General features: G+C 66.6%; 12 protein-coding genes. 1 reads left to right on the top strand and 11 read right to left on the bottom strand.

Features of this window, described 5'->3' with window-relative positions:
• Positions 1-393 precede the first annotated feature (393 nt).
• Positions 394-1,191, top strand: a complete 798-nt coding sequence (locus ACFLEY_RS31280) for a TIGR03809 family protein (RefSeq protein ID WP_211433401.1) — start codon at positions 394-396, stop codon at positions 1,189-1,191.
• Positions 1,192-1,309: 118 nt separating this feature from the next.
• On the opposite strand, the gene ACFLEY_RS31275 is transcribed toward ACFLEY_RS31280, so the two are convergent.
• The 11 genes from ACFLEY_RS31275 to ACFLEY_RS31225 form a co-directional block, all read right to left on the bottom strand.
• Positions 1,310-2,680: a TIGR03808 family TAT-translocated repetitive protein gene (locus tag ACFLEY_RS31275; protein ID WP_060911162.1), complete on the bottom strand. Its 1,371-nt coding sequence runs from the start codon at positions 2,678-2,680 to the stop codon at positions 1,310-1,312.
• 213 nt (positions 2,681-2,893) lie between these two features.
• Positions 2,894-3,541: a pyroglutamyl-peptidase I gene (locus ACFLEY_RS31270; protein ID WP_028172297.1), complete on the bottom strand. Its 648-nt coding sequence runs from the start codon at positions 3,539-3,541 to the stop codon at positions 2,894-2,896.
• Positions 3,538-4,527 carry a methylmalonyl Co-A mutase-associated GTPase MeaB gene (meaB, locus tag ACFLEY_RS31265; protein WP_060911163.1) on the bottom strand — a complete coding sequence of 330 codons (990 nt, stop codon included), beginning with the start codon at positions 4,525-4,527 and terminating at the stop codon, positions 3,538-3,540. Before meaB ends, ACFLEY_RS31270 begins: the two co-directional genes overlap by 4 nt.
• Positions 4,528-4,578: 51 nt before the next feature.
• On the bottom strand, positions 4,579-6,090 hold the full coding sequence (locus tag ACFLEY_RS31260) for a tripartite tricarboxylate transporter permease (RefSeq protein ID WP_060911164.1): 1,512 nt from the start codon (positions 6,088-6,090) through the stop codon (positions 4,579-4,581).
• A gap of 3 nt (positions 6,091-6,093) precedes the next feature.
• Complete coding sequence (locus ACFLEY_RS31255; RefSeq protein WP_060911165.1) at positions 6,094-6,585, bottom strand: tripartite tricarboxylate transporter TctB family protein; 492 nt, start codon at positions 6,583-6,585, stop codon at positions 6,094-6,096.
• 162 nt (positions 6,586-6,747) lie between these two features.
• Entirely contained in the window at positions 6,748-7,740 is a 993-nt protein-coding gene (locus ACFLEY_RS31250) for a tripartite tricarboxylate transporter substrate binding protein (protein ID WP_060911166.1), read from the bottom strand.
• A 128-nt stretch (positions 7,741-7,868) separates the two neighbouring features.
• Entirely contained in the window at positions 7,869-8,642 is a 774-nt protein-coding gene (locus ACFLEY_RS31245; protein ID WP_060911167.1) for an RsiV family protein, read from the bottom strand.
• Between the two features lie 32 nt (positions 8,643-8,674).
• Positions 8,675-8,971: a nucleotidyltransferase family protein gene (locus ACFLEY_RS31240; RefSeq protein ID WP_011085837.1), complete on the bottom strand. Its 297-nt coding sequence runs from the start codon at positions 8,969-8,971 to the stop codon at positions 8,675-8,677.
• A gap of 37 nt (positions 8,972-9,008) precedes the next feature.
• Complete coding sequence (gene scpA / locus ACFLEY_RS31235; RefSeq protein ID WP_060912993.1) at positions 9,009-11,165, bottom strand: methylmalonyl-CoA mutase; 2,157 nt, start codon at positions 11,163-11,165, stop codon at positions 9,009-9,011.
• Positions 11,166-11,188: 23 nt separating this feature from the next.
• Entirely contained in the window at positions 11,189-11,653 is a 465-nt protein-coding gene (locus ACFLEY_RS31230) for a GFA family protein (protein ID WP_011085839.1), read from the bottom strand.
• On the bottom strand, positions 11,650-13,521 hold the full coding sequence (locus ACFLEY_RS31225; RefSeq protein WP_060911168.1) for a methylmalonyl-CoA mutase family protein: 1,872 nt from the start codon (positions 13,519-13,521) through the stop codon (positions 11,650-11,652). The genes ACFLEY_RS31230 and ACFLEY_RS31225 overlap by 4 nt, the downstream gene beginning before the upstream one ends.
• Positions 13,522-13,540 lie beyond the last annotated feature (19 nt).

Raw genomic sequence — 13,540 nt, 5'->3', positions numbered from 1 at the left:
CGGTCATCCCTCCCCATCAGTCATATCAGGCGCGAGCGCCCATCCACCCCAAGCGCCCATATGGCTCGACCCGTCCGGTTGTCCCCCCGGACGGGTCTTTTCTTTTCGGGGCATCCGATTCCTTGAAGCCGTGTTTGAGATCAGCTTCCGGTAGAGCGATCGCGCTTGCGTTCATCGCCATCGGTCGGCCGGCATCCCGCACTCCCGCTATGCTTGTGCGAAGCTTGACTCGAAAACACAGCAAATCTCCGCACGACTACGGTCTTTGACGACGAACGAGGTGTCGTTGCTGGACAAGTCAAAACTTTTCCACAAAATATTCATGTCGCGTCTAAATTGATTCGTGTGCGTTGCGTCCCCCGCGTCCGTATTTTTCTCCTGACGGGCTGGTCCATGACACATCGCCAAGAGTCTGTTCGCGATCTTGTTCGCGGCGCGGCTGGTAGCCGTGAGATCGCGGCACGCTGGTGCGTTCTCGCCGAACAGCGGCTGCAACATCTCTCCGAAATGTTCGAGACCGGACGCTGGCGCCGCTATCACTCCGAGATCGCATTCCTCGAAAACATCCAGGAAGCCAAGCGCGCCGTCCAAACCTGGCGCGCCATCGCCACCGGCGGGGACGTTGCCGCGGCGGCCGCGAGCGTCACCCCCGCATTCGGCTGGTCGCCGGCGACGATGCCCCGCAGGGCGCCGCGCGAGCAGCAGGCCCAGACCATGCAGCCGAAGGCGGTCCACATCGCCCCCGAGACCGCCGTGCCGGTCAGGCTCGCCCCCACGCCGAATGTGCTCGCCGAGGTGACCGAAGCCCCGCTCGTGCCGCTCGCTCCCAGCGCACCGCTCGCGGCGCCCGCTGCGGTGGCATCGTTCACTGCACCCGCCGCCGTCCCCCCGCTCAAGGCTCCCGCGGCGAGGGCGCTGCCGACGGTACCTGTCGTGAGGCCGCCGTCCGCAGCGCCTGCTGCGTTGGCGCCGCCCACCGCGCCTCCCGTGAGGTCGCCGTTCGCCGAACCCGCTGCAATAGCATCGGTTGCCGCACCTGCAGTGAAGGCGCCTGCCGCGGTGGCAACGCTGCTGCAGCAATTCTCGCCCCCGGCGGACGAAATCGTCGCCGCCCCCGAGCGCGTCGTCGAATTCACCCTCAGCCTCGACGGCATCGAAGCGAAATACCCGCTGCTGCGGAATACGTTCTAAGAGGAAAGGTGAGGCGGCCGCGCCTTTTCAAACCCGTCATCCTGAGGTGTGAGGCATGGGACGCAACGCGTCCCATGGGGAGCCTCGAAGGATGAACGGCCCGTCCGCTGCCGCGCATCTACCGCCGCACCGCGTTCCCGCCGACCATCACCTGCGCAAAGCGCTGCGCGCCGTCCGCCGCCAGATCCGCCGTCACCGCGCGCGCGTGATCGAGGCCGACCACGGCGCCGCGCGGGGTCTCGGAGATCATGTTGTTGTTGACGAGCGCGGTGCCGGCGCCCGGCACCACGGAGACGCCGATTCCGGCCAGCGCCTTGCGGATCACGTTGCCCGTGATCGCGACGTCGCGCAGATATTTGCCCCAGCCGGCGACGATGCCGTAGGACGGCACGTTCTCGATCACGTTGCCGGTCACCGAGGTATCCGCCTCGATGTAGATGCCGACGCCGGCATCGTCGTCAGGCGCGGTGCCGATCGGCCGCTTCGGGATCAGATTGCGGATGATGTTGCCCTGGACCACCGCGATGCGGCCGCCCTCGTTGAAATTGCAGACGGAGACACCGACGGCGGCGCCGTCCACAATGTTGTTGGCGATCACCGCCGCCTCGAACGCGAACTCGGAATAGAGCGCGACCTCGCGCACATCGCTGACGCTGTTGCCTGTGATGTGGATGTTGGAGGCGGAATTGCCGCGCACCGCGGAATAGTCGCAATTTTTGATGCGGTTGCCGCGCACGATCACATTGCCGGCGCGGAAGGCGTTGATGGCGTTGCCGTACTGGCCGGAGCCGCCGGGGCCGGCCTTGATGTCCTCGATGCGGTTGTCTGCGACCAGCGTGCCGTCATCGCCGATCGCGCTGCGCAGGATCTCGATGCCGTTGTCGTTGGTGCCGATGATGGTGTTGCGGGCGACGCTGAGGCCCTTGGCGTCGAACGAGACCACGGCCGTCACCGCGATGCTGGTGAAGATGTTGCCGGAGATATCGCCTGAGATCTGCTCGAGCCAGATGCCGCTGCCGCCGGAGCCTGTGATCTCGCAATCGGTGATGCGGACGTCGCGGCCGCCGAGAACGTGGATCAGTCCGCGCCGTGTCGGCAGCGGGATGCCGCCACCGTCGAAGGTGATGCCGGAAAGGCCGATCGCATCGGCGCCGTCGCTCTGGATCGCCGACGGCCCGCCGGTGAAGACGAATTTCGTCGCGCCGCGCACGCCGATCAGTTGTGTGCCGTTCGGCAGCCGTAGCAATCCGCTGCGGTAGACGCCTGGCGGCAGCGCCAGCGGCATCTGCGCTCGCGCGGCCTCGTCGATGGCGCGCTGGAGTCCGCGGGTCTGGTCCTCGCTGCTGCCGGGCCGCACGCCATATTGCGTGGCATCGCGGCCGAGCAGCGACGTCAGCGGCGCCGCGCGCGCAGCGTCGGCCGGCATGGCCAGCGCGCCGGCGATGCCGGCGGTCGAGGCTCCGATGAGATGACGCCGGTTGAGGTCCATGGATGCGTCCTCCGGCGGACGCGGGAAGTGTCCGCAGCGGTTAGGTAGCGCAGAAATGGCGCACGGCGGCCGGGGCGATGAGGATTGTTCGCGGTAGGGTTAAATGTTTACGCAAAGCGAGGTGCCGTAGGGTGGGCAAAGCGCAGCGTGCCCACCATTGTCACCCGGATTGAAAGAGAAGGTGGGCACGGCGCAAGTGCGCCTTTGCCCACCCTACGAAGTGCGGGCCTTCCGGGCCAATCGCACCATTTCCATCAGCATGGCTTCCCCGGCATCCACCAGTTCCTCCAGCGTGATCCGTGGCGCACCCTTGAGCCGCACTGTACCGCTGCGCGCAAGCAGCGGAATATGGATGAACGCCGCCAGCCGTGGCCCGCCGTCCCTCGCGTTCTCGATCGCGCGCCAGCTTAAGTAGTTGCAGAGATAGGCGCCGGCATCGCGCGAGGCGCGTGCATCGATGCCGGTGAGGCGTGCGGCGCGCAGCAGCCTTGCGGTGTGCGGGCCGAACAGCATCGCATCCGCATGGCCGGCGATGCCGCGCTTGCTCGAGCGCGTGTTCGCGGCATCGGGCCAGAGCATGGTGACCGCGTTGCGCGCGCGGGTCTCGACGCGCAGGTACGAGGTCCGCGCCGCAAGGCCGAACATCAGCAGCGCGTCGGGCTTTTGCGCCGCGAGCACCTCCGGCAATTGCCGGTCAACGGCGGCATAGGTCACAGGGAAAATGTGGGTCGCAAGTTCGACGTCGTCGAGTGCCGGGCGGCGCAGCCGCGCCAGCCGTGCCACCAGCGGCTGTGTCGGGTTATAGGGCGCGCCGGGGAAGGGACCGAAGCCGGTCAGGAGAACGCGGAGCTTCTGGCTCATTGCAGCAGCCCCAGAATCTGCTCGGCGGCGAGCGCCGGCGTGAGATGGCCGTCGGCGACTTCGGCCTCGATCTTCCGAACCTTCGTGCGGACCGATGCCTCGCTGCGCAGCCGCGCCAGCATGCGCTGCTCCAGCATCGACCACATCCATTTCACCTGCTGCTCGCGCCGGCGCGCGGCGAAATCGCCGGACGCGTTCATCGCCTTGTGGTGATCGAGGACCTTTTGCCAGATCTTTGCGATGCCGTCGCCGGTCAGCGCCGAATAGGTCTCGACCGGCGGGTGCCAATGCTCGGACCGCGGCGCCAAAATATGCAGCGCGCTGCGATAGTCGGCGGCGGTGATGTTGGCGCGCTTGAGATTGTCGCCGTCGGCCTTGTTGATCGCGATCATGTCGGCGAGCTCGACCAGGCCCTTCTTGATGCCCTGGAGCTCGTCCCCGCCGCCGGGCAGCATCAATGCGAGGAAGAAGTCGGTCATGTCGCAGACCGCCGTCTCGGACTGGCCGATGCCGACGGTCTCGACCAGCACGACGCCGAAGCCGGCCGCCTCGCATAGCAGCATCGCCTCGCGCGTTTTCGCGGCGACGCCCCCGAGCGTGCCCGAGGATGGCGAGGGGCGGATGAAGGCGTCATCCGACGCCGATAGCCGCGCCATCCGCGTCTTGTCGCCCAGGATCGATCCGCCGCTGCGCGCCGAGGACGGATCGACCGCGAGCACTGCGACCTTGTGGCCCTGCTCGATCAGATAGGTGCCGAGCGCGTCGATGGTGGTGGACTTGCCGACCCCGGGCGAGCCGGTGATGCCGACGCGAAACGCCTTGCCGGTGTCAGGCAGCAGCATCTGCACCAGCTCGCGCGCCAGCGCCTGGTGGTCGCCGCGCCGGCTCTCCACTAGCGTGATAGCCCGGGCGAGGGCCGCGCGACTGCCGGAGCGGAGATCGCGGGCGAGGGATTTGATGTCCAGTGAAGCCTTCTTCTCAACCATGCCTTGCTTTACAACGCCCCGGCGGGGCAGGCGAGGGCCGCCCGCCCCCTATCACCGGGATGTTGCTGCCGCCGTTTGCACCGGTTTCACCTTGCGCCAGACCCATACCATCACCGGCCACAGCAGTGCGCCGATCGCCATGGCGGCGAGGATGGCAGCGACGGGGCGCTCGAAGAACGGCAGGATACTGCCGTCGGACTTGATCAGCGAGGTCACGAAGGCCTGCTCGACCATGGTGCCCATGACGATGCCGAGCACCATCGCGGCGACGGGATAGCCGTTCGCCTCCATCACGTAGCCGATCACCCCGAAGGCGGCGACGGTGACGACGCCGAACATGTTGTTGCCGATCGCGAACGAGCCGACCGCGCAGCACAGCATGATGATCGGCATGATGGCGGAGCGCGGTGCCAGCAGGATGTAGGCGGCGATCCTGATCATGGCGATGCCGAGCGGGATCATCAGGATGTTCGCGATGATGAACATCAGGTAGATCGCGTACATGCTCGACGCCTTCTCGGTGAACAGCGTCGGGCCGGGATTGAGCCCCTTCATGTAGAGCACGCCGATCGCGATCGCGGCGATGGTGTCGCCGGGAATGCCGAACAGCAGCGAAGGCACCCAGCCCGAGGCGATGCTGGCATTGTTGCTGGCGCCGGCCTCGACCAGGCCCTCGACATGGCCGGTGCCGAATTTCTCCGGCTCCTTGGAGAAGCGCTTGGACATCGCGTAGCTGACCCAGGCGGCCATGTCGGCGCCGGCGCCGGGCAGCACCCCGATGATGATGCCGACGATGTTTCCGCGCGTCATCTGCCAATGGTATTTCCTGGTCAGCTTCCACTGGCCGGCCATGATGCTTCCGAATTTTCGACGCGGCAGTGGAGGTGGTTCCGGCGTCAGCATCGCGCGCATCACCTGCGCCACCGCGAACACGCCGACCAGCGCCGGAATCGGCTCGATGCCGCCGAACAGGTCGGTGATGCCGAAGGTGAAGCGCGGCACGCCGCCCGGATTCTCGATGCCGATGCAGGAGACGAGCAGGCCGAGGAACATGCCGGCGATCGCCTTCACCGGCGAGGAACGCGCGACCAGGGTGGCGCACATCAGGCCGAGCAGCGCCAGCCAGAAATATTCGAAGGTGGAGAACGACAGCGCGACCTCGGCGAGCGGCGGCGCCAAGATCATCAGCGACAGCACGCCGGCGATGCCGCCGACCGCGGAGAACCAGACGCCGGCCCCGAGCGCCAGCTCGGCCTTGCCCTTGCGCGTCATGGCATAGGCTTCGTCCGCATAGGCGGCGGACGCGGGCGTTCCGGGAATGCGCAGCAGGGCGCCGGGAATGTCGCCTGAGAAGATCGCCATCGAGGACGCCGCGACGATGGTCGCGATCGCGGCGATCGGCGACAGATAGAAGGTGACGGGGACGAGCAGGGCGGTCGCCATCGTCGCCGACAGGCCCGGCAGCGAGCCGATGACGAGGCCGTACACGGAGGCCGCGAACATCGCGATGACCACCTCCCAGGTGGAGATCAGCGCGAACGCTTCAATCAGGGTCTTCAGCATGGATCACCAGGGCGTCGGCAGCAGGCCGGCAGGAAGCGGCACGCGCAGCAGCTTGCCGAAGATGAGGTGGATGGCGAAGGGCGACAGCGCGGCGAGCGGCAGCGCCAGCTTCCACTTCGCGCCGAGCGCGGTCGAGGTCACGTAGACCATGATCGCCGCGGTGATGATGAAGCCGAGCCGGTCGGCGGCGACGACGTAGAACAGCAAAAGCGCCGGCGGCAGCAGCGCACGCAGGCCGTAGAGCTTGCCCTGCGGCGGCGGGCTTGCTGCCTGGCCGCCCTCCAGCGGGATCAGCTCTTCCTCCTCCTCGAAGGAATGGCCGATGCCGAACACGATCGCGAGCCCGCACAGCGCAAGCCCGGTGCCGATCACGAGCGGAAACACGTTGGGGCCGACCGGCTGCCCCGGCACCGGTGGCAGGATGTAGCCGCCATAGGCTGCGGCCGCGCCGAGCACGACGAGAAACGAGCCCGTGACGGAGTCGGGAAGACGCATGGGAGGAGTCCTGTGGGGTTTCTTCTCCCTCTCCCCGTTCTTACGGGGAGAGGGAGACTTTCCGCGCGGACGGTGAGAGTTGGACTCGCGGAGACCCCCCTCACCCGAATTCGAGCGGAGCTCGAATTCGACCTCTCCCCGCACGCGGGGAGAGGTGAAGGTTCACGCCTTGCTCAAACCTGCGGCCTTCATCGCTTCGCCCATCTGGGCGTCGCCCTTGTCCATGAAGCCAGCGAACTGGCCGGCATCGCCCCACACCGTGCCGAAGCCGCGATTGCTCATGAAGTCCTTGAACTCGGCGGAGTCGTAGACCTTCTTCAGCGCCGCGGTGAGCTTCGTTGCGAGCTCCGGGGGCAGGTTCTTGGGTGCGCCGATGCCGCGCCAGGCGCCGGTCGCGTATTCGATGCCCATCGCCTCCTTCAGCGTCGGCACGTCCGGGAAGATCGGGTTGCGCGCCGGTGCCATGATGGCAAGGCTTCTGGCCTTGCCGGCCTCGATGATGGCGCGCGCTTCCGGTACCGAGCAGGTGGTGAGGTCGAGGCCGCCGGCGGCGAGATCCTGCATCGCGGGCGCGGCGCCGTTCGACGGCACCCAGGCGACCTGGTTGGCGGGCAGGCCCATCGCCTGCATCCAGCCGACCAGCGCCAGATGCCAGATGCCGCCCTGGCCGGTGCCCGAGGCCTTGAACTTGCCGGGCGGCGCGGTCTTGATCGCTTCGGCAAGGTCCTTGACCGTCTTGTAGGGCGAGGAGGAGGAGACCTGGATGCCGGGCGGGTCCTCGTTCATCAACGCCAGCGGGGTGTAGCTCTTCGGCGTCAGCTCGGTGAGGCCCTGCCAGTGCATCATCGAGATCTCGACCGTGAGCATGCCGATCGTGTAGCCGTCGGGCTGCGCAGTCGCGATCGCGGTATGGCCGACCACGCCGGAGCCGCCGGTGCGGTTCACCACGTTGAAGGGCTGGCCAAGGTCCTTTTCCAGCAGGGCTGCGACAATGCGCGCAGTCGCGTCGGTGCCGCCGCCGGCGCCCCAGGGCACGATCACGGTGACCGGCCGCGCCGGATAGGCTTGGGCGCGGGCGGGCGTGAGACCGAATGCGGCGGACGCCGCAACCGCGGCGGATGAAGCCGCAAAAGCGCGGCGCGTAATCTTGGACATGAATGCCTCCCAGCGGCGCCCGTAACACCGGGCGCTCTTAATGACGGCATTCTAGTCAGCTTTGCAGCGCGGCTGCAAGGTAGCGCTACCAGAGCGCTGTGAGCAATGTGTCGCTGCTCACACGACGATCATTGCGGCTCCTCCGCATCGCCCTTCGGCCGTGCGCCACCGAAGATCCGCGTGCCCTCCGCGGTGAGGTAAGGCTTCAGCATCTCCCACGGCACGAATGCGACATATTCGCCTTCGGCGTAGGGACCGACCGCGTAAGGCGGATAGTGGAACGTGAGCCCGGAACTCTTGCCGGCTTCGGTCGACGGGGCGAGCGTCACGGCGCCGATCTTGAGCAGGCTCGGCTCCACGCTCTTGAACCACTCGTCGGTTGCAGTCTCGCTGGTGTCGCGCTTCTTCTTCTCGGCCTTGAGCGAGGCGATCACGGCTTTCACCATCGCCTTCATGGTCGGGCCGCCATCGGCGGTCTCGTTGAAGAACGGGCGGATCGAGATGCGCTTGCGCTCGGTCTTGTCCCAGAGGATCGTGTTCACGTCCGAATTGGGATGGGCGCCGTGGGTGTCCATGTAGTCGTTGCGCAGGATGCTGGCATAGCGGTCGGCAACGACCGAGCGGATCGCATATTTGCGCTCGAAGTCCCAGCCGCCGTCCTTGAAGAACTGCGGATCTTCTTTGCGCTCGGCGGCGGCCTCGGCCGCGTTCTTGTCGAGCCACTTCCTGCCTTCGGCCAGGCAATCCGCCGCGAGCGCTGCATCCGCCTTGATCCTGTCGTCGAGGAAGACGCGCGCCTCGATGCTCTTGGTCTTGACGACGGCGTCGGGCTTTGGATCCGCGGCGAAGGCGGAGATCACGCACGTTGCGCCAAGCGCCATGGCGACGCTCAAACCGATCATGAACTTCAAGGGGAGTGCTCCTTACGTGAGCGTCAGAATATTTCGAGGATGTCGTCTGCGATCTGCTGCGCAGAGTGGGGGGAGGCGGAGCGCCGGACAGTCGCCTGCGCCTGCAAGCCGGTCGCGTCCTCGATGATCTGCTCGACGTCGATCAGGTTGAGCAGCGAGAAGGAGGCCTCCGGTTCGACCTCGACCAGGACATCGATGTCGCTGTCCGGCCGATAGTCGGCGTCGGCCCGCGAGCCGACGATGGCGAGCTTCGAGACGCCCTTGGCTTTGATGGCATCGGCGTTCTTGCGGATCGCAGCGATGATCTCATCACGTGTCATGAAGACAACCCGACCGGTGATACGGCCAGCGTAGCATCTACTCCGCCGCCTCGCTATGCCCGAGCCGGGCGTTCAGCTTGCGGATCAGCTCCTCGGCGGCGTCGGCGATCACCGTGCCGGGCGGGAAGATCGCTTCGGCACCGGCCGCGTAGAGCGCCTCGTAGTCCTGCGGCGGCACCACGCCGCCGACGATGATCATGATGTCGTCGCGGCCCTGCTTCTTCAGCGCGGCCTTCAGTTCAGGCACGGCGGTGAGGTGGGCCGCGGCAAGCGAAGAGACGCCGAGGATGTGCACGTCGTTCTCGACGGCCTGTCGCGCCGCTTCATCGGCGGTGGCAAACAGCGGCCCGATGTCGACGTCGAAGCCGATATCGGCGAACGCCGAGGCGATCACCTTCTGGCCACGGTCGTGGCCGTCCTGGCCGATCTTGGCGACCAGGATGCGCGGGCGGCGGCCTTCCGCCTCCTCGAAGGCGTCGATCAGCGCCTGAACCTTCTCGACCCGGTTACCCATGCTGGACGCCTCCCGCTTGTAGACGCCGGTGATGGACTTGATCTCGGCGCGGTGCCGGCCGAACACCTTCTCCATCGCGTCCGAGATTTCGCCGACGGTCGCCTTGGCCCGCGCCGCGTCGATGGCGAGCGCGAGCAGGTTGCCGTTGCCTTCGCCGGCCGAGCGCGTCAGCGCGGCGAGCGCGGCATCGACGTCCTTCTGGTTGCGCTCGGACTTCAGCCGCGTCAGTTTGTCGATCTGGAGCCGGCGGACGTTGGTGTTGTCGACCTTGAGGATATCGATCGGTGCCTCGTCGGTCGGCTTGTACTTGTTGACGCCGATCACCGCCTGCTTGCCGGCGTCGATACGGGCCTGGGTCTTGGCGGAAGCCTCCTCGATGCGCAGCTTGGGCACGCCGGCCTCGATGGCCTTCGCCATGCCGCCGAGCTCCTCGACCTCCTGGATGTGGCTCCACGCCTTCGCGGCGAGATAGCGCGTCAGGCGCTCGACATAATACGAGCCGCCCCAGGGATCGATGATGCGGGTGGTGCCGCTCTCCTGCTGGAGGAAGAGCTGGGTGTTGCGGGCGATGCGGGCCGAGAAATCGGTTGGCAGGGCCAGCGCCTCGTCGAGCGCGTTGGTGTGCAGCGACTGGGTGTGGCCTTGCGTGGCCGCCATCGCCTCCACCGTCGTGCGCATCACGTTGTTGAAGACGTCCTGCGCGGTCAGCGACCAGCCCGAGGTCTGGCAATGCGTGCGCAGCGACAGCGAGCGCGGGTCCTTCGGGTTGAACGGCTTGAGCAGCTTCGCCCACAACAGGCGCGCGGCGCGCATCTTGGCGACTTCCATGAAGAAGTTCATGCCGATCGCCCAGAAGAACGACAGCCGCGGCGCGAAGCGGTCGACGTCGAGGCCTGCGGCAAGTCCGGCGCGCAAATATTCGACGCCGTCGGCGAGCGTATAGGCGAGCTCGAGATCCTGCGTCGCGCCGGCCTCCTGCATGTGATAGCCGGAGATCGAGATCGAATTGTATTTCGGCATCTTCGTGGAGGTGTAGGCGAAGATGTCGGAGATGATCCGCATCGAGGGCGCAGGCGGATAGATATAGGTGTTGCGCACCATGAACTCTTTCAGAATGTCGTTCTGAATGGTGCCCGAGAGTTTTTCCGGCGGCACGCCCTGTTCGCCCGCGGCGGCGACGAACAGCGCGAGGATCGGCAGCACCGCGCCGTTCATGGTCATGGACACGCTCATCTGGTCGAGCGGGATGCCCGCAAACAGCGTGCGCATGTCGTAGATGGAATCGATGGCCACGCCGGCCATGCCGACGTCGCCGCCGACGCGCGGATGATCGCTGTCATAGCCGCGATGGGTGGCGAGGTCGAAGGCGACCGAGAGGCCCTTCTGTCCGGCAGCTAAGTTGCGGCGGTAGAACGCGTTGGAATCCTCCGCCGTGGAGAAGCCGGCATATTGCCGGACGGTCCAGGGCTGGTTGACATACATGGTCGGGTAGGGGCCGCGCAGGTAGGGCGCGATGCCCGGATAAGTCTCGAGGAAATCGAGCCCGGCGAGGTCGGCCTCGCCATAGGCGGGCTTCACCAGGATGCCCTCGGGCGTCAGCCACGGCTCGGCGCTGCCGGCCGGCGCGGCGGTGGTTGCTCTCTCGAAGGCGACATCGGCGAAATTGGGAATGCGGCTCATGGTTTCGACCATATCATAGACGCTCAATCATGGTCCGGATGCTGATGGCTGACGATGGTCGCCATCTTCTCCGGCCCGTAATTCTGTTGCGTGGTCTGGCTCGGCAAATTGGCGATCCCGACCACCCAGCCGAGGCGGGATTCGGTTCCATATTGCCGTGTCGGCACCACGTGATCCGGACGATCGAACGTACCGGTCATGATCTCGATGCGCGGGCCGTCGATGCGGCGGAAGCTCAGCGGCGTGCCGCAGGCGGCGCAGAAATCGCGCATCGCGATGGACGAGGAGCGGAACGCAGAGGGCGTGCCCTTGGTCCAGGCGAAATCACCCTTCTCGATGTCGGCATAGGAGGCGAACGGCGCACCGGTCGCCTTCTGGCACATCCGGCAATGACAGATGCTGATCTTCGCCGGCGCTGCCAAGACCGCAAAGCGGATGGCGCCGCATTGGCAGCCGCCGGTGAGAACTGGTTTGCCTGGCTCGGTCATGCCTGCTCCATCCGTCGATAGGCGTCTTGCAGCGTGGCAAGCGCATCGCCCCCGGCGAAGACAAAACCCGTGACGCCGGCGGCCCGTAAACCTGCCTCGGCCTCGGTCGGGCGGCCTGCCAAATAGATATGTCTGGTGCCTGCGGTTTGCAGGGCCTTCGCCGCGGCTTCGGCGTGTTCCGCATAGACCTTGTCGCTGGAACAAAGGCAGGCAAGCTCTGCACCGGAGGCCCTGAACGCGGCGACCAATTTGGCCGGATCGGCAAAACCCTCGCTGTCGATGGCCTGGATGCCGCCGGCCTCGAAGAAGCTCTTCGCAAAAGTTGCGCGCGCCGTGAAATCGGCGGGCGTGCCGAGATTGGCCAGGAACACCTTTGGCCGCGCGCCGCGCGCCTTCAACGCCGCGTCGGATTTGTCGCGCAGCGCTTCGAACGGTTCCGCCAGTCGTATCGGCGGCAGCGCGTCGAACTTGTATTTCTGTTCGCCGTAGGGTGCGAGCGCGACCGGCGTCGTCTTCAGCACCGCCGTCTCGCGCTCATGCAGGTTCGGAAACTCGCTCGCGCCGGTCAGGACGTCGCGGCGTTTTGCGATGTTGGCATCGCGCGCTTTGCGGGCGGCCGCGACCTTGCTCTGGAACAGGGCCTGCTGAAGCGCGGCAAAGGCGCCGCCGGCCTTCTCGCTCTCCTGGAACAGCGCCCAGGCCGCCTCGCAAAGCTGTGCCGTGAGCGTCTCGATGCCGCCTGCGCCCGCCGCGGGATCGCTGACCTTGGCGAGGTTGCTCTCCTCCAGCAGCAGCAGTTGCGTGTTGCGCGCCACGCGCCGCGCGAACGGATCGGGTAGTCCGAGCGCCAGCGTGTGCGGCAGCACCGTGATCGCGTTGGCGCCGGCAAGCCCCGCCGCGAACGTCGCCATGGTCGCGCGCAGCATGTTCACATAGGGGGCGCGCTGCGTCAGCATGCGCCAGGCAGTATCGGCGGCGATGAACAACGGCTTCGGCGTCAGTCCGCATGCCGTCTCGATGCGCGCCCACAAGAGCCGCAGCGCGCGGAATTTTGCCATGGTCAGGAACTGGTCGGCGTCCGCGGCGAGCCGCGCATAGACCATGCCCTGCGCGGCTTCCAGCGGAACGCCGGCGCCTTCGATCGCGCGAAGATAGGCGACGCCACAGGCGAGCACGAAGGCGAGCTCCTGCACTTCCGAGCCGCCGGCATCGTGGATCACGCGTCCGTCGGCGGACGCAAATGGCCCCTTGAAGCCGAGCGCGGCGAGACCCTTGATCGCGCCGGTGAGGGCAGGAGCGATCTCCTCCCAGGTGTAAGGGCTGTGGCCCCACACCGCGCAGGCGGCGAGCGGATCGAGACCGAAGCGGATGTCGCAGGCCGCGGGATCGAGGCCCTTGCTCTTTACATATTCCGCGACATGGATCGCGGCCATCCGCGATTGCGGACCGATTTGAAGCTCGATGCCGATGCCGGCATCGAGATGAATGTCCTTTAAGACCTTTGCGATCGCGTCGGCTGTCGGTTCCAGGCCGAAACCGTGGGCGTCATTGCCACCGGCGAACACCAGCGCGAGCCCGGTCGCGCCATTCTCCAGATCCTGCAAGGCCTGCGCGTTCGCGGCCGCCGCGTCGGGATGGTCGATCCGCTGCATGATCTGCCACGGCGCGGCCGCAGCCCGTCCGACCACGGGCGCAACGCCCCTGGCGCGCGGATAGAGCGGATCGATCTTCAGGCCGTCATAGGTCTTGCCGACCAGCTTCTCGAACGGCGCGCCCTTGAGCACGCCATCGACCAGCTTGCGCCAGTCTTCGACCGTTGCCTTGGGAAAATCCGCCGCCAGCGGCAGGTCGTCAGTCACGGAGGTCATGCGGCGAGGGGCTCCCGAA

Origin of the sequence: Bradyrhizobium sp. YCK136 (genome assembly GCF_044570075.1) — a bacterium.
GTDB classification, from domain to species: domain Bacteria; phylum Pseudomonadota; class Alphaproteobacteria; order Rhizobiales; family Xanthobacteraceae; genus Bradyrhizobium; species Bradyrhizobium diazoefficiens.
This window is presented reverse-complemented; position numbering and strand designations above follow the sequence as displayed.